Raw genomic sequence first — 25,372 nt, 5'->3', positions numbered from 1 at the left:
TCAATGCAGGATCTGGCTCAAGAACAGTTTGGTGCGATCATTCTGCGGGTTATCGAAGAAGTCGTTCGGCGCGGCCTGTTCGACGATTTCGCCCTTGTCCATGAAGATCACGCGGTTGGCCACGGTGCGGGCGAAGCCCATTTCGTGGGTGACGCAAAGCATGGTCATGCCGTCTTCGGCCAGGCCGATCATGGTGTCCAGTACCTCTTTCACCATCTCCGGGTCGAGTGCCGACGTCGGTTCGTCGAACAGCATGATCTTCGGCTTCATGCACAGCGCGCGGGCGATCGCCACACGCTGTTGCTGACCGCCGGACAGTTGCCCCGGGTACTTGTGCGCCTGCTCCGGAATGCGTACGCGTTCCAGGTAGTGCATGGCAATTTCCTCGGCCTTGCGCTTGGGCATCTTGCGCACCCACATCGGCGCCAGGGTGCAGTTCTGCAAGATGGTCAGGTGCGGGAACAGGTTGAAGTGCTGGAACACCATGCCGACTTCACGGCGGATCGCTTCGATCTGCTTGAGGTCGTTGGTCAGCTCCACGCCATCGACCACGATGCGGCCCTGCTGGTGCTCTTCCAGACGGTTGAGGCAGCGGATGGTGGTGGACTTTCCGGAACCCGACGGGCCGCACAGCACGATACGCTCGCCCTGCTTGACGTTGAGGTTGATGTCCTTGAGTACGTGAAACTGACCGTACCACTTGTTCACGCCCTGCATCTGAATAATGCCTTCAGGGCTCACAGGCTGTTTGATTGCTTCGCTCATCACAAAACTTCCTAAATTAGGTAGCGACTTAGCGCTTGTGGCCAGTGTCGAGCTTGCGTTCCAGATGCATGGAATAGCGCGACATACCAAAACAGAAAATCCAGAACACCAGGGCGGCGAACACATAGCCTTCGGTGGCCATGCCCAACCATTTCGGGTCGGCGGCGGCTTGCTTGACGCTGTTGAGCAAGTCGAACAGGCCGATGATGATCACCAGGCTCGTATCCTTGAACAGCGCAATGAAGGTGTTGACGATGCCGGGGATCACCAGTTTCAGGGCCTGCGGCAGAATCACCAGACCCATGCTGCGCCAGTAACCCAGGCCCATCGCCGCCGCCGCCTCGTACTGTCCCTTGGGAATGGCTTGCAAACCACCGCGCACCACTTCGGCCACGTAGGCCGACTGGAACAGGATCACGCCGATCAGCGCCCGCAGCAGCTTGTCGAAGTTCATGCCTTCCGGCAGGAACAACGGCAGCATCACCGAGGACATGAACAGCACCGTGATCAACGGCACGCCGCGCCAGAACTCGATGAAGGTCACGCAGACCACGCGAATCGCCGGCATGTTCGAACGACGGCCCAGCGCCAGGACAATCCCCAGTGGCAACGCACCGGCGATGCCGACGGTGGCAATCACCAGCGTCAGCATCAGGCCGCCCCACTGACTGGTCGCCACGGCGTCCAGACCCAATACGCCGCCATGCAGCAGACACCATGCAATGATCGGGTACAGCACCAGGAAGCTCAGCCCGTACACAGCCTTATGGTGAAAGCGCGAGATGAATAACGGCGCCACGCCGACAATCGCCAGCCACACCGTCAGGTCCACGCGCCAGCGCAGTACCGGCGGGTAGTAGCCGTACATGAACTGGCCGAAGCGCTGTTGGATGAACACCCAGCAGGCGCCCTCCTTTGTGCAGTCGGCCTGGCTGGTGCCGACCCAGTTGGCGTCAAGGATCGTCCACTGCAGGATCGGCGGCACCACCAGGTAGATGAGGTAGAACGCAAACAGGGTCAGCAGGGTGTTGAGCCAGCTGGAGAACATGTTTGCGCGCATCCACGCCATCGGGCCGAAGACCTTGGCCGGCGGTGGCATGTCGGGTTTGAAAGTATGAGTACTCATGCGCTATTCCTTACCGCTCGATCAGCGCAATGCGCTTGTTGTACCAGTTCATCAGCAGGGAAATGCTGATACTGATCGCCAGGTACACGCTCATGGTGATGGCAATCACCTCGATCGCCTGGCCGGTCTGGTTGAGCACGGTTCCGGCAAACAGCGACACCATTTCCGGATAACCGATACCGGCCGCCAGCGAGGAGTTCTTCGCCAGGTTCAGGTATTGGCTGGTCAGCGGCGGGATGATCACGCGCAGGGCTTGCGGGATGATCACCTTGCGCAGGGTCGGACCGTTGCGCAGGCCGAGGGAATGCGCCGCTTCGGTCTGGCCGTGGCTGACCGACTTGATGCCCGAACGCACGATCTCGGCGATGAACGCCGCGGTGTACACGGTCAAAGCCAGCGTCAGCGCCAGCAGTTCCGGGATCAACACCCAGCCGCCGACGAAGTTGAAGCCTTGCAGCTTCGGCATTTCCCAGTGCACCGGAGCACCGAAAATCAGCGCGCACAGCGCAGGGATGACCAGGAACATCGCAAGGCCAACCCAGAACTTGTGGAACGGCACACCGGTGGCCTCGAAGCGCTTGGTGGCCCAGCGGCTCATCAGCACGATGGCGACGATGGCGACTACAACGCTGGTTACAAACGGCCAGAAGCCGTCCGCCATCAACGCGGCCGGCATGTTCAGGCCACGGCTGCTGACAAAGAAGGTGTCGCCGAAGTTATGACTGTTACGCGGCCCTGGCATGGTCAGGAACACCGCGAAGTACCAGAACAGGATCTGCAGCAGCGGCGGAATGTTGCGGAAGACTTCCACATACACCGTCGCCAGCTTGGCGACGATCCAGTTCTTCGACAGCCGCGCCACACCCACGATGAAACCCAGGATCGTCGCCAGGATCACGCCGATGAAGGTCACCAGCAAGGTGTTGAGCAGGCCAATGACAAACACCCGAGCGTAAGTGTCCGCTTCGGTGTAGTCGATCAGGTGCTGAGCGATGCCGAAACCGGCACTGCGCTCCAGAAAGTCGAAACCGGAGGTAATGCCCCGGTGCTGAAGGTTGGTTTGCGTGTTATCGAACAAAAACCAGCCTAACGAGACCACCCCGATAATCGTGATGATCTGGAATACCCAAGCACGCACGCGTGGATCGCTGAGGCTGAGCCTCTGCTTTGGTGCGCCGATTGAATTTTGCATGAAGTGCCCCGGAAATAATGGAACAGAACATCACCCGGCGGTTGGCCCACCGGGTGATAGAACCATCAGCGCACTGGTGGTGCGTATTGAATGCCGCCAGCGTTCCACAGAGCGTTCAGCCCGCGGTCGATTTCCAGCGGAGTGCTCTTGCCGAGGTTTTTCTCGAACACTTCGCCGTAGTTGCCGACTTGCTTGATGATCTGCACGACCCAGTCTTTCTTCACTTTCAGGTCTTTGCCGTATTCACCGTCGGTACCCAGCAGACGGGCAACGTCAGGGTTCTTGGTGCCCTTGGCTTCGGCTTCGACGTTCTTCGAAGTGATGCCGGCTTCTTCAGCGTTGAGCATGGCGTAGCCAGTCCAGCGCGCGATGGCCAGCCACTCGTCGTCGCCATTACGCACGACCGGGCCCAGAGGTTCCTTGGAAATGGTTTCCGGCAGAACCACGTAATCCTTCGGCGAAGCCAGCTTGCTGCGCTGGGCGAACAGCTGGGATTTGTCGGAGGTCAGTACGTCGCAACGACCGGATTCCAGCGACTTGGCGCTTTCATCGGAGGTGTCGAAGGTGATCGGGGTGTACTTCAGGCCGTTGCCGCGGAAGTAGTCGGAAACGTTCAGCTCGGTAGTGGTACCGGCCTGGATGCAGATGGTTGCACCGTCCAGCTCTTTAGCGCTTTTCACGCCCAGCTTGTTGTTTACCAGGAAGCCGATGCCGTCGTAGTAGGTGATGAAACCTGGAAACTTCAGGCCCATGCCCGCGTCACGGGAGCTGGTCATGGTGGTGTTGCGCGACAGAATGTCGATTTCGCCGGACTGCAGCGCGGTGAAGCGCTCCTTGGCGTTCAACTGGCTGAACTTGACCTTGGTCGCGTCGCCGAAGACTGCCGCCGCTACTGCACGGCAGTAGTCAGCATCGATACCCACGATCTTGCCGGTGGAATCCGGAACCGAGAAGCCTGGCAAGCCATCGCTGACGCCGCACTGCACGAAACCTTTCTTCATCACTGCATCCAGGGTTGCGCCCGCCTGGGCAAACCCGCTGACACCGAGTACTGCGGCTGCAGTCACGATAGCCAGGGTGGATTTCAACATCTTCATTCAAACCTCCAGTTTTGCTCTTGTTGTGTCGGAGCGTGAGTCCTGTCGCACCCTTTTGAGGCGTAGTCGACCCGTGTTGGCTTGTTTTGGGGGTCAACCGACGTAAGACGTTAGCTATGAGTCTAGTAGGAGAAAATCCACGTCATGGAAAACTCACTCTCACCAGTCGGCCGAACGGGCTGTAGCCCTTTCACGTTCGCGAAGCCCCATATCGGCCTTTGGCGAACATCCATCACCGGATTCTTTTCAATCCCACTAATAACCTTGGCCTGATAGTGTTACCGACAGGCGTGGAATTTTTCTTACAGACTTCGCCATAGCAAAGCCCGTACCACACTGCTCTCCGAAGCGGTTCAGCTGCAGGTCAATAGCAAAACTTGTAACCTTGCGACATCTTCGTAACTGATCAACCAGACACGCACTCAGCCTTAGCACTCAATGAGAGCGCACGCACAATTTTGGAGCAGCCATGACCAACCCCTTGATTCTTGAACCCGTCAAGACCGCAGATGCCTGCGTTATCTGGCTGCATGGCCTGGGTGCCGATCGCTACGACTTCCTGCCAGTGGCCGAAGCCCTGCAGGAAACCCTGTTGAGCACCCGCTTTGTTTTGCCCCAGGCGCCGAGCCGCGCCGTCACCATCAATGGCGGATACGAGATGCCGAGCTGGTACGACATATTGGCCATGAGCCCCGCGCGCGCGATCAACCGCGAGCAATTGGAAGAATCTGCCAACTGGATCATCGAACTGATCGAAACGCAGAAGGCCAGCGGAATAGACGCCTCGCGGATTTTCCTGGCAGGTTTTTCACAGGGTGGTGCGGTGGTGCTCCACACCGCGTTTCTGAAATGGCAGGGACCACTGGGTGGCGTACTCGCCCTGTCCACTTATGCACCGACCTTCAGTGACCAACTGGAAATGTCCGCCAGCCAGCAGCGCATTCCAGTGCTGTGCCTGCACGGCCAGTACGACGATGTGGTGCAAAACTCGATGGGACGCAGCGCCTACGAGCATTTGAAGCATCGTGGTGTCACCGTGACATGGCAGGAATACCCAATGGGTCACGAAGTGTTACCCGAAGAAATTAGCGACATCGGCGCCTGGCTCGCCGAGCGCTTGCGTTAAGAATTCCGTTTAAAAGCGCCCTTTGATCCATCCCACTACGCCGCGCCCGATTCTTGCATTACACTGGCCGGCGTACATTCCTTAATCAATTGATGAGATGACCGTGCTCAAAGCACTCAAGAAAATGTTCGGTAAAAGCGAGACTGAGCAACTCGCGCCAGTTCCCAGCCCTGCGTCTCACGCTCCCGGCCACCGCACCGACGGTAATCAGTCCGAACGGGCCGCCACCACCGCGGCACCCAAGCTTGAGCCCCAGACCGCAAAAGTTGCCCAGCCGGCGGCGATAACAGCCCCGGAGCAACCACTCAGCGAAACGCCGAAACCCGCCAAACCGCGCCGCGAACCCAAGCCCAAAGCGCCGGTCATCCCATGGAAACTCGAAGACTTCGTCGTCGAACCCCAGGAAGGCAAGACCCGCTTCCACGATTTCAAACTCGCCCCTGAACTGATGCACGCCATCCAGGATCTGGGCTTCCCGTATTGCACGCCGATCCAGGCACAGGTGCTGGGCTTCACCCTCGCGGGCAAAGACGCCATCGGCCGCGCCCAAACCGGTACCGGCAAGACCGCTGCGTTCCTGATCTCGATCATCACCCAGTTGCTGCAGACCCCGCCGCCGAAAGAGCGCTACATGGGTGAGCCACGGGCACTGATCATCGCGCCGACCCGCGAACTGGTGGTGCAGATCGCCAAGGACGCCGCCGACCTGACCAAGTACACCGGCCTCAACGTCATGACGTTCGTCGGTGGCATGGACTTCGACAAGCAGCTCAAGCACCTCGAAGCCCGCCACTGCGACATCCTCGTGGCCACGCCAGGCCGCCTGCTGGACTTCAACCAGCGCGGCGACGTGCATCTGGACATGGTCGAAGTGATGGTGCTGGACGAAGCCGACCGCATGCTCGACATGGGCTTCATCCCGCAAGTGCGCCAGATCATCCGCCAGACGCCGCCGAAGTCCGAGCGTCAGACGCTGCTGTTCTCGGCGACCTTCACCGAAGACGTGATGAACCTGGCCAAGCAATGGACCACCGATCCATCGATCGTCGAGATCGAGTCGCAGAACGTTGCCAACGAAAACGTCGAGCAGCACATCTACGCGGTGGCCGGTGCCGACAAGTACAAACTGCTCTACAACCTGGTCAACGACAATGGTTGGGAGCGGGTCATTGTCTTCGCCAACCGCAAGGATGAAGTGCGGCGCATCGAAGAACGCCTGGTGCGCGACGGCATCAACGCCGCGCAACTGTCCGGCGACGTGCCGCAGCACAAGCGCATCAAGACCCTCGAAGGCTTCCGCGAAGGCAAGATCCGCGTACTGGTCGCCACCGATGTGGCCGGTCGCGGTATCCACATCGACGGCATCAGCCACGTGATCAACTTCACCCTACCGGAAGTGCCGGACGACTACGTGCACCGCATTGGTCGTACCGGTCGTGCGGGTGCCGACGGTGTGTCCATCAGCTTTGCCGGTGAAGACGACTCCTACCAGTTACCGTCCATCGAGGAAAAACTGGGGCGCAAGATCAGCTGTGAAACGCCTCCGACGCATCTGCTGCGGGCCGTTGAACGCAAGCGTCCTCACTAAGCGACGCTGAAAAGACAAGCGCAGCCGGCAACGGACTGCGCTTTTTTTTCGCCCGGATATTGTTCTAGAGAACTAAAAGTCCATAATGGACAAATTAGTTTAATTGAAATTCCGGAGCCGACCATGTCCAGTACGCCCCAAGTGATCACCCAAGCCCAGGCCCGCGAGTATCTGGCGCGAGTCGATGTGCCGCAGATTCTGCGCAAACTGTTCCGCGACCTGGCCGCAGGGCAAGCGGTGCAACCGGCGCAGCAACTGGTGGAGTTCCCGCAGGGTGCCGGCGACTTCATCAATTACCTGGGCGTGCTGGCCGAAGACGGCGTGTACGGGATCAAGACGTCACCGTACATCGTCCGTGAACAGGGGCCACTGGTGACTGCATGGACGCTGCTGATGTCGATGCAAACCGGGCAACCGCTGTTGCTGTGCGATGCCGGAGAACTGACCACCGCGCGCACGGCGGCCACCACCGCCGTGGCGGTCGACGCCCTCGCGCCACTCACAGCCAATCGTCTGGCCATCATCGGCAGCGGTAAAGTGGCCCAGGCGCACCTACACTACGTGAAAGGCTTGCGCGACTGGCAGAGCATCTGCCTGTACTCGCCGAGCTTGAGCGAAGATGCCGAAACCGTGAGCCTGCTGAAAAACATCGAGCCACGCCTGAACATCGTCGACAGTCGCGAAGCTGCCGTTCAGGACGCCGATGTGATCATGCTCTGCACCTCATCCGCAGGTCCCGTGATCGATCCATTGAGCTTGCGCAAACCGGCACTGATCACCTCCATCAGCACCAACGCTCCACGTGCCCACGAAGTGCCGCCGCAGAGCCTCAATGACATGCAGGTGTTTTGCGACTACCGCCTGACCACCCCGGGCTCGGCCGGTGAAATGCTGATCGCCGCCGAACGGCATGGCTGGAACAAGGACGCGATTGTCGGCGACCTGCCCGACCTGCTCAGCGAGAAGGTGCAGCGCCCCGACTACGACCGTCATGTGTTTTTCCGCTCCATCGGCCTGGGCCTGGAAGACATTGCACTGGCCAATGCCATCTATCGCCTGCAGCACTAATCCCCACCCTGTAGGAGCGAGCTTGCTCGCGAAGGTGTGTCAGTCGACACAGTGGTGCCTGATCCACCATCGCGAGCAAGCTCGCTCCTACAAGGGTACCGAACCATTGGCATCGCGCGTTATCAGGAGACGTTCATGAGCCAGGCAGATTTCATCATCATCGGCGGCGGGATTGCCGGTGCTTCCACCGGTTTCTGGCTGTCGCAGCACGGCCGTGTGATCGTGCTCGAACGCGAATCCCATCCGGCCTATCACTCCACCGGCCGGTCGGCTGCGCTGTACACCGCAGCCTATGGCACCCCACAAGTGCGGGCGCTGACCCTGGCCAGCCGGGACTTTTTCGACAACCCGCCCAGCGGTTTCTGCGAACACCCGCTGCTGACCCCTCGCGGCGAAATGACCGTGGACTTGACCGGCGACCCGGACGAACTGAACAGGCAATACCAGAGCGCAAAAACCACGGTCCCGGAGATGCAATTGCTTGGCGCCGACGAGGCTTGCGCCCTGGTGCCGATCCTGCGCCGGGAAAAGGTCCACGGCGCCATCTACGACCCGACCGCCAGCGACATTGACACCGATGCCCTGCACCAAGGCTATTTGCGCGGTATCCGCCGCAACCAGGGCGAAGTGCATACCGACAGCGAAGTCGTCGGCCTGAGCCGCGACGGCCAAGGTGTATGGCACGTTCAGACCAACAGCCAGACGTTCAGCGCGCCAATCATCATCAACGCCGCTGGCGCCTGGGCCGACAAGATCGGCGAACTGGCCGGCGCCAACCCCCTGGGCCTGCAACCCAAACGCCGTGCCGCGTTCATCTTCGCCGGCCCCGAAGGCGTGGACATCCACCATTGGCCGATGCTGGTCAGCCTCGATGAATCCTTCTACATGAAACCCGACGCCGGGATGTTCCTCGGCTCGCCGGCCAACGCCGACCCGGTGGAACCCCACGACGTGCAGCCCGAAGAGCTGGACATCGCCATGGGCATCTACCAGATCGAAGAGGCCACGACCCTGACCATTCGCCGCCCGACACGCACCTGGGCCGGCCTGCGCAGCTTCGTCAGCGACGGCGACCTGTTGTCCGGCTTCGACCCACAGGTAGCGGGGCTGTTCTGGGTCGCGGCACAAGGCGGTTATGGCATCCAGACCTCGCCGGCCATGGGCCAGGCCAGCGCGGCACTGGTGCGCGGTGCCGCGTTGCCCGAATCGCTCGGCCGTTTCGGCCTGAATGCCGAAATGCTCTCCCCTGCCCGCCTCGGCTGATCCTGATCCTCAGGTGACGAGCCCACACGATTACGGCACACTTTCAGCGCCCCTTTGATGGGGCGCTGACGCCGCCTGGAGTTCCACTGTATGAACGCCCCCGAAAAAGACTCGGCCCTGGACGACACGTCCCTGGATAACTTCCACGCGATTGCCGACGCCATCGCCACGTTGTTTTTCCCCCACGCCGAAGTGGTGCTGCACGACCTGCGCACGCAAAAGGTCGACTACATCGCCAACAACCTGTCCAAGCGGGAAATCGGCGACGACTCGGCGCTGGAAGACATGCTCAGCGACGATGTCAGCGAACGAAATATCGGGCCGTACGAAAAGCTCAACTGGGATGGTCAGAAGATTCGCAGCCTCAGCACGGTGCTACGGGACAGCGAAGGTCATCCGCTGGCGGTGCTGTGCATCAACCTGAATATTTCTCTGTTCGAGAATGCCAAGGCCGCCTTGGACCTGTTCCTGTCGCCGACCAAGCTGATCCCGCAACCGGATGCACTGTTCCGCGATGACTGGCAGGAGCGGATCAACACCTTCCTCCACGCCTGGCTGCGTGAGCGCCAGTTGAGCCTGAATCTGCTGACCCGCGACCACAAGCGTGAACTGGTGCTGGCGTTGCACGCCGAAGGCGCGTTCAAGGGCAAAAGCGCATCGAACTACGTGGCCAATGTGCTGAACATGGGCAGGGCGACGGTGTACAAGCATTTGAAGGAATTGAAGGGCTGAGCCCTGAGAAATGTATTGGCTGGAAAGGCCTCATCGCAAGCAAGCTCGCTCCCACAGAGGCTTTGCGGCGCTCACAAAACCTGTGGGAGCGAGCTTGCTCGCGATGGCGGTTTGTCAGTCGCCGTAGATATCAGACTTGAAGTATTTCTCGGAAATCTTCTGGTACTCGCCACTGGCACGAATGCCATCAATGGCCGTGTTCAGTTCGCTGACCAATTCGGTGTTGCCCTTGCGCACGGCAATCCCGGCACCCTCGCCCACATATTTCGGATCTTTCAGCTCCGGCCCGACAAAGGCGTAACCCTTGCCTCGCGGCATCGACAGGAAGTCATTCAATGGAATGGTGTCGGCAAAAATCGCGTCGAGGCGACCGGCGGCCAGATCCATGTAGATTTCTTCGTTGTTGCTGTAGCGCTTGACGTTGATGCCCTTGGGCTCGAACACCTCTGAGGCGTAACGGTCGGTGGTGGTGGCGCGCTGCACACCGACAGTCTTGCCCTTGAGGCTGGCGTACTGGTCATCCACCACCGCGCCGTCCTTCATCACCAGACGCGACGAAGTGAAATAGTACTTGTGGGTGAAGTCCACCGACTTCTTGCGATCTTCATTGATGGTCATGGACGACAGCGCCATGTCGATTTTCTTCACCTTCAGGGACGGAATCAGACCATCGAACTCACCTTCGACCCACACACACTTGGCCTTCATCTGTGCGCACAAGGCATTGCCGATGTCATAGTCGAAACCGACGATTTCGCCTTTGTCAGTTTTCGAGGCGAACGGTGGATACGCCGCTTCGATACCGATGCGCAGGGTTTTCTCGGCGGCGAACACAGAGCTGCACGCCAACAGGCTCAGGGCCAGACCGGTAATGAGGGGGAACTTCTTCATGTTCGTTTTCTCGCGGTTGTTGTTGGTTTGGCAAGACAGAAGAAAAAGCTGAAACGGGTGGAAACCTTTTTTGTACTTATAATTCCATACTGGACTTTTATGTATGGATCGTCAATGAGGTAAATGCAGCTCGCGCCGGCCGGTGGTCGGGTAGTGAATCCGGGAGTGATTGGTTGAATCGAAAGGCCTCATCGCGAGCAAGCTCGCTCCCACACTGGATCTGGATGAACACAAACTTTGTGTACGACCCAGAACCCTGTGGGAGCGGGCTTGCCCGCGAAGACTGACTAAAGAACGCCGCAGAAACTACTGCTTCCAGCGATCCGCCGCCGCATGATCACTGTCACGCCCCTCGACCCAACGCGGCCCGTCACTGGTGTTTTCTTTCTTCCAGAACGGCGCACGGGTTTTCAGGTAATCCATGACAAAGGCGCAGGCGTCGAATGCCGCCTGACGATGGGCGCTGGCCGCGCCGACGAAGACAATCGGCTCGCCCGGCTCCAGGGCACCGATGCGGTGCAGCACTTCCAGCTTGAGCAGCGGCCAGCGCTGCTCTGCCTCGATGGCGATCTTGCCCAGCGCTTTTTCAGTCATGCCGGGATAGTGTTCGAGGAACATCCCGGCCACGTCGAGGCCGTCATTGAAGTCGCGCACGTAGCCGACAAAACTCACCACTGCACCCACGCCGACATTGGCATCGTGCATGGCGTTGACTTCGGCCCCCGGGTCGAACGCGGTGGACTGCACGCGAATCGCCATGGTTCAGCCTCCGGTCACAGTCGGAAAGAACGCCACTTCATCGCCGTCGCTGACCGGCTCGTCGAGCTGGCACAGGTCTTCGTTGCGGGCGCACATCAGGTTCTGCTCGCTCAACACCTCGGCACCGTCACGTTGGGCCAACAGTGCGCGGACGTCGTCGACGGTGGCGAAGTTGCCTTCTACTTTCACCGAATCCAGACCCAACGCTTCACGATAACGGGCGAAAAATCTTACGGTAACGTTCATGACTGCTCCGCCTGAAAATGTCCGCTCTTTCCGCCGACCTTCTCCAGCAGACGCACGCTTTCGATGGTCATGCCACGGTCCACGGCCTTGCACATGTCGTAGATCGTCAGCGCGGCGACGCTGGCGGCGGTCAGGGCTTCCATTTCGACACCGGTCTGCCCGGACAGCTTGCAGCGCGCCACGATACGCACCGAGTCATCGCCTTCGGCACTGAGCTCGACCTTGACGCCGGTCAGCATCAGCGGATGGCACAGGGGAATCAGATCGCTGGTTTTCTTCGCCGCCTGGATGCCGGCAATGCGCGCCACGGCAAACACATCACCCTTTGGGTGACCGCCGCTGACGATCATCTGCAGGGTCTCGGGCAGCATGCGCACCAGCGCTTGAGCGGTCGCCTCACGGAACGTCACGGCTTTTTCAGTGACGTCGACCATGTTGGCGCGACCTTGTGAATCGAGATGAGTCAGCACGGGATTACTCCTGATCAGGAGCGTCGATTGTAAACCTGCGGGTCAATTTTCCGCACGCACGATTATCGGGTGGCACATCCCCCTGTAGGAGCGAGCCTGCTCGCGAAAAACGCAGGGACAACGCGGCCATTCAGGCAGCACGTATTTTCGTTGACGTCCATCGCGAGCAAGCTCGCCCCTACATTTGGATTTGTGTTGGGCATAAAAAACCGGGCGACCTTGCGGCCGCCCGGTTTCGGTAGAAAGTTACAGATGCGATTCCTTATTAAGCTTACAAACATTACAAAATAACAGAAACACATGTAACAAAACCCTACTGAAAATACGTTTTCTTGACATCACCGAACGACTCAACCTTACTCACCAGTTGATAACTTATTGATTATTCTATAACAAATCTCGACGTAAGAACTCTCCGAAAGTCCACACCCATAACCTGCCGTGAAACTTCCTACATCTAGATGATTGACCGAGTTGTTAATTCGAGAAAAACTGACCAACAAAATTCATGACTCTACAAACTCAAATCAGTGGTATCACAAAAGGTCTTTGGCACGCGAATTCAGTAAATCCAATATCCCAGTCTACGCTATTGCTCCCGGCGCAGTTTCCGGCAGTCATCAGCCAGGATCTCCTGAAGAATTCATGAATACGTTCCTTTTCTGCCAACCTCCGGCAGGAGCTCAACGGCGCGGGCCATAAACGCTAACCATGGTTGGCACACGGAAGGTTAGTCATGTCAGCACGGACAATTTACTCAGGAAAACACATCATAATCTCTCATTGCCGGGACTGTGACATCCCTGGCTACATGATTATTTCTCTTAAGCGGGACATAACAAGACTTGCAGAACTAAGCGCAGAGGAAAGTGCTGAACTGATCAGTGGGCTAGCATTTACGGAGCGAGCCTTAAACACTCTATTTTCTCCTGAAAAAATATACATAATGCGTATTTCCGAGCTCAATCATGAACTGCATTTTCACGTTTTCCCCAGGTATGCCTCCGTGACCAAGTTATATTTGTCGGAACACAATGAACATATTATTGATGGCCCCTTCTTTTTCAGTTGGGCGCGAAAAAAGTTTAGTTGCTCACAGCCTGAGCCGACCCAAGAGGTATTGAACGCTCAATCAATTCTTACGGAAACCCTCAAGGGCTATTTTTCGCAACCTCTGTAAACAAGACTGCTTTCGCCCCAGGCTTTGCAGAAACACATTCATCGGTATTGGGTCTGCCCTGAGGCACAGCCTTTACCTCGCGTACAAAAAACCGGGCGACCTTGCGGCCGCCCGGTTCCGTTGGACAATTACAGATGCGATTCGGCGTATTCGGCCAGGATCGAACGTGGTACCCCTTGCAGGGTGATGTGCACCCCGTTCGGGAAGTCCTTGAAGCGTTCAGTGAGGTAGGTCAGTCCGGAGCTGGTCGCGGACAGGTAAGGGGTATCGATCTGCGCCAGGTTGCCCAGGCACACCACTTTGGAACCGGCACCGGCACGGGTGATGATGGTTTTCATCTGGTGCGGCGTGAGGTTCTGGCATTCGTCGATCAGAATCAGGCTCTGCTGGAAGCTGCGACCCCGGATGTAGTTGAGGGATTTGAACTGCAACGGCACTTTGCTGAGGATGTAGTCGACGCTGCCATGGGTGCTTTCGTCATCCATGTGCAAGGCTTCGAGGTTGTCGGTGATGGCGCCCAGCCACGGCTCCATTTTTTCCGCCTCGGTGCCGGGCAGGAAGCCGATTTCCTGATCCAGGCCCTGCACGCTACGGGTAGCGATGATGCGGCGATAGCGCTTGCTGACCATGGTCTGCTCGATCGCAGCGGCCAGCGCCAGGATGGTTTTACCCGAACCCGCGGCACCCGACAGGTTGACCAGGTGGATATCCGGATCGAGCAAGGCGTACAACGCCAGGCTCTGATAGATATCACGCGGCTTGAGGCCCCAGGCTTCCTGGTGCAGCAGCGGTTCCTGGTGCAGGTCGAGGATCAGCAAGCGGTCCTCTTCAATCTCCTTGATCCAGCCGACAAAGCCCTGTTCATCAATGATGAATTCGTTGATGTGCACCGCCGGCAGGTTATCGATCAATTGCACCTGATGCCAGGTGCGGCCGTGGTCCTGACGGGTTTCGACCTTGCTCACGCGGTCCCAGAAAGAGCCGGTCATGTTGTGGTAGCCATTGGGCAGCAAGGACACGTCATCGACCAGTTGGTCGGTGCTGTAGTCCTCGGCCGCGATTCCGCAGGCGCGCGCCTTGAGGCGCATGTTGATGTCTTTGGTGACCAGCACCACGGGCTTCTTCGGATCGCGCGCGTGCAGGTCGATCAGTTGATTGATGATTTTGTTGTCGTTCAGGTGCTCGGGCAGAATCAGGTTCGGCTCGGCATGCTTGCTCATCAGAATTGACAGCAAACCCTTGGGACCGCTTTTGCCACGCTGGATCGGCACACCCTGCTCGACATCCTCGGGTGAGGCATCGCCCAGAGTCTTGTCGATCAGGCGGATGGCCTGGCGGCATTCGGCGGCTACGCTGTGATGCCCGCTCTTGAGCTTGTCGAGCTCTTCAAGCACGGTCATCGGGATCGCGACGTGGTGTTCTTCGAAGTTAAGCAGCGCGTTTGGATCGTGAATCAATACGTTGGTATCGAGTACATAAAGGATTGGCTGGTTGGAAGAAGAGCTACGTCCGTGATCATCCATACTCGGTCACCTTTGTGGGAGCCATTCGACGCAATACCTTGACGGTGCTGCGCCTCGAAGTGACTGCCGAATACACCTGCGGGGACTCAAGTGTTCTGCATACATGCGGGGTCTTGGAAGACGCCACCTGTGTTGCAGGTTTCGGCGGTCTGTCTTCGTAATACTCCAAAACGTGTGACAGAAAAAAGTACTTTGACGCTTTTTTGAAGTTTATTTTTCAGAGTGACCAATAACACTTGGCGGACTGCCATCACCCGTTTAAAGTCGGAAGTCCGCCTGCAACGAATCCCCTTCCAAAATTGCCAAAAACCCAATGTTTACGGGGTTTTGTCATTTTCAGCGAAACGCATCCTGGCAATCCTCCCAGCCGATCCCGACAGGCGCCGTTTGCGTGACCAGCCACGGCAACGCCGTTTTCACTGCATCCTGTTTCACATTGAAATTGATCACTCCGTGCCGCCACAGCAGCATCAGGGTCAGCACCCGTTGCGCACTCGGGTTGCCCTTGAGTTTGCCGGCACCGTCCTGGGCGTCGATGTCCCACAGCGCGACCTGCAACCCCTGAGTCTTGAAGAAACCTTCGGCATCGGAACGACGCTGACCATCGGGCGGACGGAACAGGGGCACGTAGTTCTCTGGCAATTTGCTTTTGACCAGTTCGGCGCTGCGGCGCACCGACTCCTGCCAGCCCTGCCAGTGGCTGTGGGAACGGAACTCCCAGCCTTGTATGCCGATGCACTGGCTCGAGTAGGTCGCTTGCAGGTTACTCACCGAGTGTTCGGCCAAACGGGCCTGGATGTCCTTGCCGAGGACGAAGAATGTTCCACTCATGTTCGACTTGCGCAGGTACTCGGTGACCCAGGCGGTGTTATCCGGCGCAGTGTTGGCGGCACTGTCGAAGGTCAGCAGAAACAACCGGTCATGCATCCCGTCGCCGCTGCGCTCATAGTCGCCAAAATGATCGACTTCGCTGCTGGTTTGCGGGAACAAAGCGGCCTTGCGCAACTGTTCGTACAGGTACTGGGTGTGGAACACACGGCTCGGCTCAGCCCACTTGATGTAATAGCTGTCTGCGCCGACCTGGAATTTGGCAGCCTGCTCGCGGAAGGTGGGCATGTCTTCGACCAGGAAACAGAAGGAGGCATCCTGGTCGCAACTCTGTTGGGCGAAGTTGTAGTTGGCCAGCAGCCGTTGCCACATGCGCTGACGAACCCGGTCGACCGACTCCAGATTGATCGTGCGCAGGCCCAGGCGCTGGGCCAGGGCGGGTTCATCCAGCGACTCGCTGGCCAACAGGACACTGGAAAACATGAGGATCTCGGCCCTGGATGCCACGTCGAACAGTGTCGGGTTGCCGAGTTTCTCCGGCCAGGTGCTGCGATCGAGCGTCGCCACATCGCCCGGTGCCGCGATGGCGCCGAAGCTCAACAGGCAGATCGAGATGAGAAAAGCGATACGCAATGGGATGTCTCCATAACAAAACCCGCGCGGCACTATAGCTGATCCAGACACACCTTCTGCAGCAACACCGCTCCCACAGGTTTGTGGCGAACCGCTGATCACCTATGACCCTGATAGCTGGAGTCAACACCGACAACCCCCTAGAATCGCCGCCACGATTAAAGGAGACGACTTCATGCTGATGGTGATTTCACCCGCCAAGACCCTCGACTATGAAACACCGCCGGCGACCCAGCGCTTCACCCAGCCGCAGTACCTCGACCACTCTCAGGAATTGATCCTGCAATTGCGCGAGCTGACGCCCGCGCAAATCAGCGAATTGATGCACGTCTCGGACAAGATCGGCGGGCTTAACGCCGCGCGTTTCGGCAGCTGGACGCCCGCGTTCACCCCGGAAAACGCCAAGCAGGCGCTGCTGGCCTTCAAGGGCGATGTATACACCGGCATGAATGCGCAAACCCTCAGCGAAGCCGATTTTGATTACGCCCAAAAACACCTGCGCATGCTCTCTGGCCTCTATGGCCTGCTGCGCCCGCTGGACTTGATGCAACCCTATCGCCTGGAAATGGGAACCAAACTGGCCAACGCTCGGGGCAAGGATTTGTATGCCTTCTGGGGCACGCGTATCAGCGAATGGCTGAATGAAGCCCTGGTCGATCAGGGCGATGACGTGCTGCTCAACCTGGCGTCCAATGAGTACTTCTCGGCCGTCAAACGCAACGCCTTGAACGCGCGCATCATCAATACCGAATTCAAGGACCTGAAGAACGGGCAGTACAAGATCATCAGCTTCTACGCGAAAAAGGCCCGTGGCTTGATGAGTCGCTTCGTCATCGAAGAACGCATTAACAACCCGGCAACCCTCAAGCAGTTCGACGTTCAAGGCTATCGCTACAGTGCCGAACAGTCCAAGCCGGACAATCTGGTGTTTCTGCGCGATCACGCACCAGAGTGATGCATCCGGTCGGTGCACAACCTCCGCAACCCCTCGTGCGCCGACCCTTGATTCACTTCAGCCTTTCCCGCCTTTTCGCCATTTTTTTGGCGCCATAAAAACAGCAACTGATTTTCTAACTTTAGTTTCACTCGACTTCAATCATTTTTTTGCGTAGTGGCACTGACTTTTTTTAACGGTAGTGGCAAAAAAATATCCCCTCGGTTGAGCAGCCTATATATAAAGGGCGAAACGGTAAGTGCTATCAATTTGAAAGCAGTGCCATCTTTCTCAATATTTCAAGAAATTTCAGATTTCGCGATGAGTGGGCTGGAACTATGTCCAAACGCGCCGCTCATACCACCGGTAACGATTCTCGCCAAACGTGTACGAGATAACTTACGCAGATAAGCGATTCATGTAGCGAAGTTGTAACACTCACTTGCGCTGACTAATCACTGATTTGGACAACAGAAATCGGACAGGAGATAACGCGGTATGACTATCCCCTACAAGGCCACGACAGCGCCCCTGTAAACGTGCTCACCTGAGCACCCAACCGCCTGATCCACGGGCTTTCGGCCTGACATCAGGCGTGCAAGGCCGTTGCACCTGCATCCTTCCGAGAGGAGGATCGGCTGCATAACAGGGCAAATCATAACAACAAGGCCTAGTTGCGCACACCTTGAGTGCATTTATTTAGACACTCGTAACTTATATGCCAGCACAGGGCATTGTTGTGCCTGCAAGGCACACTTTCGAGTGCACTAAAACACGCTGAATACCATTAACTCCGGCCATTTAATGGCTCGATGTTTACAGGCTTGATAACAGAGAGGTAATTGCGATGCGCATCAGCATTTTTGGTTTGGGTTACGTCGGCGCAGTATGTGCCGGTTGCCTGTCTGCACGGGGCCATGACGTCGTTGGCGTCGATGTGGCCAAAGACAAGATCGATATGATCAATGCCGGCAAATCGCCGATCGTTGAACCAGGCCTGGGCGAACTTCTGGCCCAGGGCATCCAGACAGGTCGTCTGCGTGGCACCACCAACTTCGCCGAGGCGATTCGCGACACCGACCTGTCGATGATCTGCGTGGGCACGCCGAGCAAGAAGAACGGCGATCTGGAACTGAACTACATCGAGGCAGTGTGTCGCGAAATCGGTTTTGTCCTGCGTGACAAGACCACCCGCCACACCATCGTGGTGCGTAGCACCGTACTGCCGGGTACCGTGGCCAATGTGGTCATCCCGATTCTCGAAGACTGCTCCGGCAAGAAGGCCGGTGTTGATTTCGGCGTGGCCGTGAACCCTGAGTTCCTGCGCGAAAGCACCGCCATCGCCGACTACGACCAGCCGCCAATGACCGTCATCGGTGAATTCGACAAGGCGTCCGGCGACGTTCTGCAATCGCTGTACGAAGAGCTCGACGCACCGATCATCCGCAAGGACATCGCAGTCGCCGAGATGATCAAGTACACGTGCAACGTGTGGCACGCCACCAAGGTCACCTTCGCCAACGAAATCGGCAACATCGCCAAGGCGGTCGGCGTCGACGGTCGCGAAGTGATGGACGTGGTCTGCCAGGACAAGACCCTCAACCTGTCCCAGTACTACATGCGCCCAGGCTTCGCCTTCGGCGGCTCGTGCCTGCCAAAAGACGTGCGCGCCCTGACCTACCGCGCCGGTTCCCTGGACGTGGAAGCCCCGTTGCTCAACTCGCTGATGCGCAGTAACGAATCCCAGGTGCAGAACGCTTTCGACATCGTTTCCAGCCACGACAAACGCAAAGTCGCCCTGCTGGGCTTGAGCTTCAAGGCCGGCACCGACGACCTGCGCGAAAGCCCGCTGGTCGACCTGGCAGAAATGCTGATCGGCAAGGGCTATGACCTGAGCATCTACGACAGCAACGTTGAGTACGCCCGCGTTCACGGTGCGAACAAGGACTACATCGAGTCGAAGATCCCTCACGTTTCGTCCTTGCTGAACTCCGATTTCGACGCGGTGATCAACAACTCCGACGTGATCATCCTCGGTAACCGTGACGAGAAATTCCGCGCCCTGGTGCAGGAAGTTCCACACGGCAAGCAGGTGATCGACCTGGTTGGCTTCATGTCCAAGGCCACCAGCACGACCGGCCGGGCCGAAGGTATCTGCTGGTAAAGCAGCCGCAAGCTTCAAGCTCCAAGCCGCAAGTTCAAAGCTCCTCGCTTGGGGCTTGAAGCTTGGGGCTTGCAACTGACTTTAGGATTCCGATTATGCACAGGCTAAAGCACGGCCTACTCCAGGCCGCCGGTTGGCTGTTCTACCTGAGTTTACTGATGGGCCTCGCCATGGCGTTGCCCGTGTCCACGTTCGACTCCGAGTCGAAGGACTTTATTTTCCTGATTGGCGCCGTGGGTATCTGGCGCTATTCGATGGGTGCCACCCACTTTGTGCGCGGCATGATTTTTCTATACATCGTCTACCCGCACCTGCGGCGCAAAGTTCGCAAGCTGGGCAAAGCGGCTGACCCGTCCCACGTGTTCCTGATGGTCACCAGTTTCCGCATCGACGCTCTGACCACCGCACAGGTCTACAGCTCCGTGATCCGCGAAGCCATCGACTGCGGCCTGCCGACCACCGTGGTCTGCTCCATCGTGGAAATGTCCGATGAGCTGCTGGTCAAAAGCCTGTGGAACCGGATGAACCCGCCGTCCCGGGTGAAGCTCGACTTCGTGCGCATTCCCGGCACCGGCAAACGCGATGGCCTGGCCTACGGCTTCCGCGCCATCTCCCGGCACCTGCCGGATGATCGCGCCGTGGTCGCGGTGATCGATGGCGACACCGTGCTGGCCGAAGGTGTGGTGCTCAAGACCGTGCCGTGGTTCCAGATGTTTGGCAACGTCGGCGGCCTGACCACCAATGAATTCTGCGAAGTTCGCGGCGGCTACATCATGAGCGAATGGCACAAGCTGCGTTTCGCCCAGCGTCACATCAACATGTGCTCCATGGCATTGTCCAAGCGCGTGCTGACCATGACTGGCCGCATGTCGGTGTTCCGCGCCACCGTGGTCACCAACCCGGACTTCATCGCCGACGTAGAAAGCGACTCGCTGCAACACTGGCGCCTGGGTCGTTTCAAGTTCCTTACCGGCGACGACAAGTCGAGCTGGTTCAGCCTGATGCGCTTGGGCTACGACACGTTCTATGTGCCCGACGCGGCGATCAACACCGTTGAACACCCGCCGGAAAAGAGCTTCATCAAGGCCAGCCGCAAACTGATGTTCCGCTGGTACGGCAACAACCTGCGGCAGAACTCCCGTGCCCTGGGCCTGGGAATCAAACGCCTCGGCGTGTTCACTTCGGTGGTGCTGTTCGACCAGCGCGTATCGATGTGGACCTCGCTGCTGGGCCTGACCGTGGCGTTGATCGCCAGCTTCAAGTACGGCACCGCGTTCATCCTGGTGTACCTGCTGTGGATCGGCATCACCCGGTTCATCCTGACCTTGTTGCTGTCGTGCTCCGGACACCGGATCGGCCCGGCTTACCCGGCGATTCTCTATTACAACCAGATCGTCGGCGCGCTGGTGAAGATCTACGTGTTCTTCCGCCTCGACCAACAGTCCTGGACCCGCCAACCCACGTCTCTGACCCGTGATCTCGCCAGCTTTCAACGTTGGTTCAACACCTGGTCGTCTCGGACCATGACCTTCTCTGCCGGCAGCATTTTTGTCGCCGTGCTGCTGTTGATGGTCTGACCGAACTCGCCTGAATTAACTAGGAAAACGCCCCCTATGAATACCGCCGTCAACGCCAACGTAGTGCACGAATCCGAAGCCCAGCGCCAACACGCCCGAGTGAAAATCCCGGCCAAGTTGCGTTTCTTCGGCCCTGACCGGACGCCGGTCGAAGCCCGGGTGATCGACCTGTCCGCCGGTGGCCTGGCGTTCAACGCCGGTCAATTGCCGCTGAAGATGGGTGACGTGTACAAGGCACGCCTGCAATTCGTCATCGACAACCTCGGCCTGGCCATGGACGTCGAGTTGCAGGTCCGCTCCTTCGATCGCGAGACCGGACGCGCCGGCTGCCAGTTCCAGAACCTGGAGCCACGTGACATCTCGACCCTGCGCCACCTGATCACTTCGCACCTGGCTGGCGACATCGTCAGCGTGGGTGAAATGCTGGCGACCCTGCAGCGCGACAACTTCACCAAGGCGCGCAAGGTCAAGGACGGCGGCCACGGCATGTCCGCGTTTGGACGCCTGAAAGCCGTGACCTTCAGCCTGGGGATCTTCGTTGTCGGCGTGGCTGCATTCGGCTTTGTCTTCAAATCGGTGTATGGAATGTACTTCGTCAGCCACGCCCAGGCCGGTCTGGTCAGCGTGCCGGGCGTGAACATCACCATGCCCCGCGACGGCACCGTGCAGAGTCTGGTGAAAGCCGACGGTGTGGCGGCCAAGGGCGCACCGCTGGCGACCTTCAGCACCAGCATGCTCGACGTGCTCAAGGGCCATCTGGACGAAGACCAACTGCAACCGGCCAAGGTTGAAGAACTGTTCGGCAAGCAGATGACCGGCACCCTGACCTCGCCTTGCGACTGCACCGTGGCCCAGCAAATGGTCGCCAACGGCCAGTACGCCAGCAAGGGCGACGTGATCTTCCAACTGGTGCCGCGTAACAGCGAAGCCAACGTAGAAGCGCGCTTCTCCTATCGCCAGTTCAGCGACGTGCGCCCGGGTACTTCGGTGCGCTTCCAGATCGCCGGCGAGGACAAGAGCCGCACAGGCAAGATCGTCAGCAGCACCAGTCTGAAAAGCGCCGACCTGTCTTCGGACATCCGCGTGCTGATCCAGCCAGACGAAACCCTGGACAGCTCTCTCGCCGGCCGCCCGGTGGAAGTGAACAGCGACCGTGGCCCGAACCTGAACTGGCTGATCGACAAAGCCATGGCTGTCGGTCTTTAAGTCGAGGACATGCCTGTGACTACTCCAACCCTCAACACGCCGCCGACCCTGTGGGAGCGAGCTTGCTCGCGATGGGATCGCGGTCTGTCTGATGCACCGAGCCAGCCGCATCGCGAGCAAGCTCGCTCCCACATGGGATTTGCGTTCTGTTCGCTAGCCCTGGCGGTCAGCCTCAGCGGCTGCGCCGGCCTGCCCGACCAACGCCTGGCCAACGAAGCGCTCAAACGCGGCGATACCGCCACCGCGGCGCAGAATTATCGGCAACTGGCAGACCTGGGCTACAGCGAAGCGCAGGTTGGCATGGCCGATATCCAGGTCGACAGCCGTGACCCGGCGCAGATGAAACAGGCCGAGGCGACTTACCGCGCCGCGGCCAGCGTTTCGCCACGCGCCCAGGCACGCCTCGGTCGCTTGCTGGTGGCCAAGCCTGGCTCCACCGAAGCCGAGCAGCACGAAGCCGAAACCCTGCTGAAAAAAGCCGCCGCCGCAGGCGAAGGCAACACGCTGATCCCGTTGGCGATGCTGTACCTGCAATACCCGCACAGCTTCCCCAACGTGAATGCCCAGCAGCAGATCGGCCAATGGCGCGCCGAAGGCAAGCCGGAAGCGGGTCTGGCGCAGGTGCTGCTCTATCGCACTCAGGGCACCTACGACCAGCATCTGGATGACGTGGAAAAAATCTGCAAGGCCGCGCTCAACACCAGCGACATCTGCTACGTCGAACTGGCCACGGTCTATCAGAAAAAAGCCCAGCCTGAACAACAGGTCGAGTTGATCAAGCAGATGCAGGCCGGTCATGCTCGCGGCACTGTGTCCGCTCAGCGTGTGGACAGCGTCGCCCGCGTGCTCGCGGATTCGACCCTGGGTACGCCCGACGAAAAGACCGCGCAGTCGCTGCTCGAACCGATCGCACCGGGCTACCCGGCGTCGTGGGTCACCCTCGCGCAACTGCTCTACGACTTCCCCGAACTGGGCGACGTCGACCAGATGATGAAGTACCTGGACAACGGTCGCGCCGCCGACCAGCCCCGCGCCGAGCTGTTGCTGGGCAAGCTCTACTACGAAGGCAAAATGGTCCCGGCCGACGCCAAGGTCGCCGAGGAACATTTCCAGAAAGCGGTCGGCCGCGAAGTCGCCGCCGATTACTACCTCGGCCAGATTTACCGCCGTGGCTACCTGGGCAAGGTCTACCCGCAGAAGGCCCTCGACCATCTTCTGACCGCTGCGCGCAACGGCCAGAACAGTGCCGACTTCGCCATCGCCCAACTGTTCTCCCAAGGCAAAGGCACCAAGCCTGATCCGCTCAACGCTTACGTCTTCAGCCAACTGGCCAAGGCCCAGAACACTCCGCAAGCCACCGAGCTTGCGCAAACACTCGAAACCCAACTGCCGCCTGCGCAGCTGGCCGAGGCCCAACGCCTGTTGAAACAGGAACAGGCCATTCGCGGCAACTTGAGCCAGAACACGCTGCCACTGCACGCCCTGCAAGAAGAAGACGGTGAGGAATCCCTATGAAACTCAATCCATTTATGAAGGCCGGCATCGGCCTGACATTCGCGCTGATCTGGTCTTGTCCGACGCTTGCTGCGATGACTGAAGAAACCAAGAACTTTGGCCTGGACGTGAAAATCACCGGCCAGTCCGAAGACGACCGTGACCTCGGAACCGCCGACGGCGGCGACGTCAACGGCGTCGGTCTCGACCTGCGTCCGTGGGTCTATGGCGAAAGCGGTGCGTGGAGCGCCTACGCCATGGGTCAGGCGGTGACATCCACCGACATCATCGAGACCGACACCCTGCAACAATCCGATGGCGCCGAGAACACTGACAACGGTGATCGCGAGACCAAGAAAAACTACCTGGCCATGCGTGAGTTCTGGGTCGGCTACAGCGGCTTCACGCCCTACCCCGGCGAGATCCTGAAGTTCGGTCGCCAGCGCCTGCGCAACGACGACGGCCAATGGCGCGACACCAACATCGAAGCGCTGAACTGGACCTTCGACACCACCCTGCTGCGCGCCAACGTCGGTATCGCAGAACGCTTCAGTGAATACCGCACCGACCTCAAGGAACTCGCGCCAGAGGACAAGGATCGCCTGCACGCCTACGCCGATGCGGCGTATCAGTGGACACCGGGTAACTGGGTCGGCATTCGCGGCCACCACACCCACGACGACGGCAAACTCGACTACCCACAACCGGGCGTGCCGAGCGATTCGCTGGACAAGAAGCAGAACGGCGACATCAGCTGGCTCGGTCTCACCGCCGACAGCGACGCCTACAACTGGCGCAACACCAACACCGTCAACTACTGGGGCAGCATCACCGGCATGAGCGGCGACCGCGACACGGTCAACCCGCTGAACGCCGATGGCACCGCTCCCGCACAAGCCAAGCGCAGCGGCGATGTCGATGGCTGGGCCACCGACCTGGGTGTTCGCCTGCGCCTTGATCCGCAATGGCAAGTCGGTGCGGCCTATGCCCGCGCCAGCGAAGACTATGAACAGAACGGTCTGGAAAGTAACCGCTCGAACTACACCGGTACCCGCTCGCGCGTGCACCGTTTCGGCGAGGCCTTCCGTGGCGAAATGAGCAACATGCAGTCGGCCACCCTGTTCGGTTCGTGGATGCTCAACGACGAATACGACGCCAGCCTGATCTACCACAAATTCTGGCGCGTTGACGGCAACAAGCCGGTCGGCAGCAACGGCATCGATGCTGTGCAGAACAACACCGACGACGTCACCGGCGCGATCCTCTCCAGTACTTCGCTGCCGCTGAACGATGGCGAGAAAGACCTCGGTCAGGAAATGGACCTGGTAGTGACCAAGTACTTCAAGCAAGGCTTGCTGCCGGCGTCGATGAGTCAGGCGATCGATGAGCCTTCGGCCCTGGTGCGCTTGCGTGGCGGCGTGTTCAAGCCGGGTGATGCCTATGGCAAGGAAGTCGATTCTTACATGCACCGCGCGTTCATCGACGTGATCTGGCGCTTCTGATGCACATC

At 58.9% G+C, this 25,372-nt stretch carries 22 protein-coding genes; 12 read left to right on the top strand and 10 right to left on the bottom strand.

Going from position 1 to position 25,372, the window contains the following annotated elements; translation table 11 throughout:
• From AC3WTM_RS21290 to AC3WTM_RS21275, 4 genes are all read right to left on the bottom strand, one after another.
• Positions 1–765 carry an amino acid ABC transporter ATP-binding protein gene (locus tag AC3WTM_RS21290; RefSeq protein ID WP_003178331.1) on the bottom strand — a complete coding sequence of 255 codons (765 nt, stop codon included), beginning with the start codon at positions 763–765 and terminating at the stop codon, positions 1–3.
• Between the two features lie 28 nt (positions 766–793).
• Positions 794–1,891, bottom strand: coding sequence for an amino acid ABC transporter permease (locus AC3WTM_RS21285; RefSeq protein WP_102671033.1), 1,098 nt, complete (start codon positions 1,889–1,891; stop codon positions 794–796).
• A gap of 10 nt (positions 1,892–1,901) precedes the next feature.
• On the bottom strand, positions 1,902–3,083 hold the full coding sequence (locus AC3WTM_RS21280) for an amino acid ABC transporter permease (RefSeq protein ID WP_102671032.1): 1,182 nt from the start codon (positions 3,081–3,083) through the stop codon (positions 1,902–1,904).
• A 65-nt stretch (positions 3,084–3,148) separates the two neighbouring features.
• Entirely contained in the window at positions 3,149–4,180 is a 1,032-nt protein-coding gene (locus AC3WTM_RS21275; RefSeq protein ID WP_102671031.1) for an amino acid ABC transporter substrate-binding protein, read from the bottom strand.
• Between the two features lie 469 nt (positions 4,181–4,649).
• Here AC3WTM_RS21275 and AC3WTM_RS21270 point away from each other — a divergent pair, with 469 nt between their 5' ends.
• The 5 genes from AC3WTM_RS21270 (at position 4,650) to AC3WTM_RS21250 (ending at position 9,957) form a co-directional block, all read left to right on the top strand.
• Positions 4,650–5,306 (top strand): alpha/beta hydrolase, encoded by a 657-nt coding sequence (locus tag AC3WTM_RS21270; RefSeq protein ID WP_102671030.1) that lies wholly within the window; start codon positions 4,650–4,652, stop codon positions 5,304–5,306.
• A 97-nt stretch (positions 5,307–5,403) separates the two neighbouring features.
• Entirely contained in the window at positions 5,404–6,894 is a 1,491-nt protein-coding gene (gene rhlB / locus AC3WTM_RS21265; RefSeq protein WP_102671029.1) for an ATP-dependent RNA helicase RhlB, read from the top strand.
• Between the two features lie 123 nt (positions 6,895–7,017).
• Positions 7,018–7,962 carry an ornithine cyclodeaminase family protein gene (locus AC3WTM_RS21260; RefSeq protein ID WP_102671028.1) on the top strand — a complete coding sequence of 315 codons (945 nt, stop codon included), beginning with the start codon at positions 7,018–7,020 and terminating at the stop codon, positions 7,960–7,962.
• A gap of 135 nt (positions 7,963–8,097) precedes the next feature.
• Positions 8,098–9,225, top strand: a complete 1,128-nt coding sequence (locus AC3WTM_RS21255; protein WP_102671027.1) for an NAD(P)/FAD-dependent oxidoreductase — start codon at positions 8,098–8,100, stop codon at positions 9,223–9,225.
• A gap of 90 nt (positions 9,226–9,315) precedes the next feature.
• Positions 9,316–9,957 carry a helix-turn-helix transcriptional regulator gene (locus AC3WTM_RS21250; protein ID WP_007972668.1) on the top strand — a complete coding sequence of 214 codons (642 nt, stop codon included), beginning with the start codon at positions 9,316–9,318 and terminating at the stop codon, positions 9,955–9,957.
• 114 nt (positions 9,958–10,071) lie between these two features.
• Here AC3WTM_RS21250 and AC3WTM_RS21245 read toward each other — a convergent pair whose 3' ends face one another.
• The 4 genes from AC3WTM_RS21245 to moaC all read right to left on the bottom strand — a co-directional run bounded on the left by AC3WTM_RS21245 (position 10,072) and on the right by moaC (position 12,323).
• Entirely contained in the window at positions 10,072–10,848 is a 777-nt protein-coding gene (locus tag AC3WTM_RS21245) for an ABC transporter substrate-binding protein (protein ID WP_057713394.1), read from the bottom strand.
• A 306-nt stretch (positions 10,849–11,154) separates the two neighbouring features.
• The gene (gene moaE, locus AC3WTM_RS21240; RefSeq protein WP_007989960.1) at positions 11,155–11,607 is read right to left on the bottom strand and encodes a molybdopterin synthase catalytic subunit MoaE; all 453 of its coding nucleotides are present in this window, start codon (positions 11,605–11,607) and stop codon (positions 11,155–11,157) included.
• A gap of 3 nt (positions 11,608–11,610) precedes the next feature.
• Positions 11,611–11,853 carry a molybdopterin converting factor subunit 1 gene (gene moaD, locus AC3WTM_RS21235; RefSeq protein WP_102671026.1) on the bottom strand — a complete coding sequence of 81 codons (243 nt, stop codon included), beginning with the start codon at positions 11,851–11,853 and terminating at the stop codon, positions 11,611–11,613.
• Entirely contained in the window at positions 11,850–12,323 is a 474-nt protein-coding gene (moaC, locus tag AC3WTM_RS21230) for a cyclic pyranopterin monophosphate synthase MoaC (RefSeq protein WP_056726185.1), read from the bottom strand. Before moaC ends, moaD begins: the two co-directional genes overlap by 4 nt.
• 736 nt (positions 12,324–13,059) lie before the next feature.
• Here moaC and AC3WTM_RS21225 point away from each other — a divergent pair.
• On the top strand, positions 13,060–13,503 hold the full coding sequence (locus AC3WTM_RS21225) for an HIT family protein (protein ID WP_102671024.1): 444 nt from the start codon (positions 13,060–13,062) through the stop codon (positions 13,501–13,503).
• Between the two features lie 128 nt (positions 13,504–13,631).
• Here the strand turns inward: AC3WTM_RS21225 and AC3WTM_RS21220 are convergent, their stop codons facing one another.
• On the bottom strand, positions 13,632–15,026 hold the full coding sequence (locus AC3WTM_RS21220) for a PhoH family protein (protein WP_008050144.1): 1,395 nt from the start codon (positions 15,024–15,026) through the stop codon (positions 13,632–13,634).
• Between the two features lie 336 nt (positions 15,027–15,362).
• Entirely contained in the window at positions 15,363–16,487 is a 1,125-nt protein-coding gene (locus AC3WTM_RS21215) for a polysaccharide deacetylase family protein (protein WP_102671023.1), read from the bottom strand.
• Positions 16,488–16,662: 175 nt separating this feature from the next.
• Here AC3WTM_RS21215 and yaaA point away from each other — a divergent pair, with 175 nt between their 5' ends.
• The 6 genes from yaaA to AC3WTM_RS21185 all read left to right on the top strand — a co-directional run bounded on the left by yaaA (position 16,663) and on the right by AC3WTM_RS21185 (position 25,364).
• Positions 16,663–17,442 (top strand): peroxide stress protein YaaA, encoded by a 780-nt coding sequence (gene yaaA, locus AC3WTM_RS21210; protein WP_102671022.1) that lies wholly within the window; start codon positions 16,663–16,665, stop codon positions 17,440–17,442.
• Between the two features lie 826 nt (positions 17,443–18,268).
• Positions 18,269–19,585 carry a nucleotide sugar dehydrogenase gene (locus AC3WTM_RS21205; RefSeq protein WP_102671021.1) on the top strand — a complete coding sequence of 439 codons (1,317 nt, stop codon included), beginning with the start codon at positions 18,269–18,271 and terminating at the stop codon, positions 19,583–19,585.
• A gap of 95 nt (positions 19,586–19,680) precedes the next feature.
• The gene (gene alg8 / locus AC3WTM_RS21200) at positions 19,681–21,162 is read left to right on the top strand and encodes a mannuronan synthase (RefSeq protein ID WP_008018602.1); all 1,482 of its coding nucleotides are present in this window, start codon (positions 19,681–19,683) and stop codon (positions 21,160–21,162) included.
• Between the two features lie 36 nt (positions 21,163–21,198).
• Positions 21,199–22,368, top strand: a complete 1,170-nt coding sequence (locus AC3WTM_RS21195) for an alginate biosynthesis protein Alg44 (RefSeq protein WP_102671020.1) — start codon at positions 21,199–21,201, stop codon at positions 22,366–22,368.
• A gap of 15 nt (positions 22,369–22,383) precedes the next feature.
• Positions 22,384–23,883: an alginate biosynthesis TPR repeat lipoprotein AlgK gene (algK, locus tag AC3WTM_RS21190; protein WP_102671019.1), complete on the top strand. Its 1,500-nt coding sequence runs from the start codon at positions 22,384–22,386 to the stop codon at positions 23,881–23,883.
• Positions 23,880–25,364, top strand: coding sequence for an alginate export family protein (locus AC3WTM_RS21185; protein ID WP_102671018.1), 1,485 nt, complete (start codon positions 23,880–23,882; stop codon positions 25,362–25,364). The genes algK and AC3WTM_RS21185 overlap by 4 nt, the downstream gene beginning before the upstream one ends.
• Positions 25,365–25,372 lie beyond the last annotated feature (8 nt).

The sequence above is a fragment of the Pseudomonas sp. EU05-FHT14B02 genome (assembly GCF_058791055.1).
The sequence above is the reverse complement of the archived record's forward strand: the minus strand, read 5'-3'. Positions and strand labels throughout refer to the sequence as shown.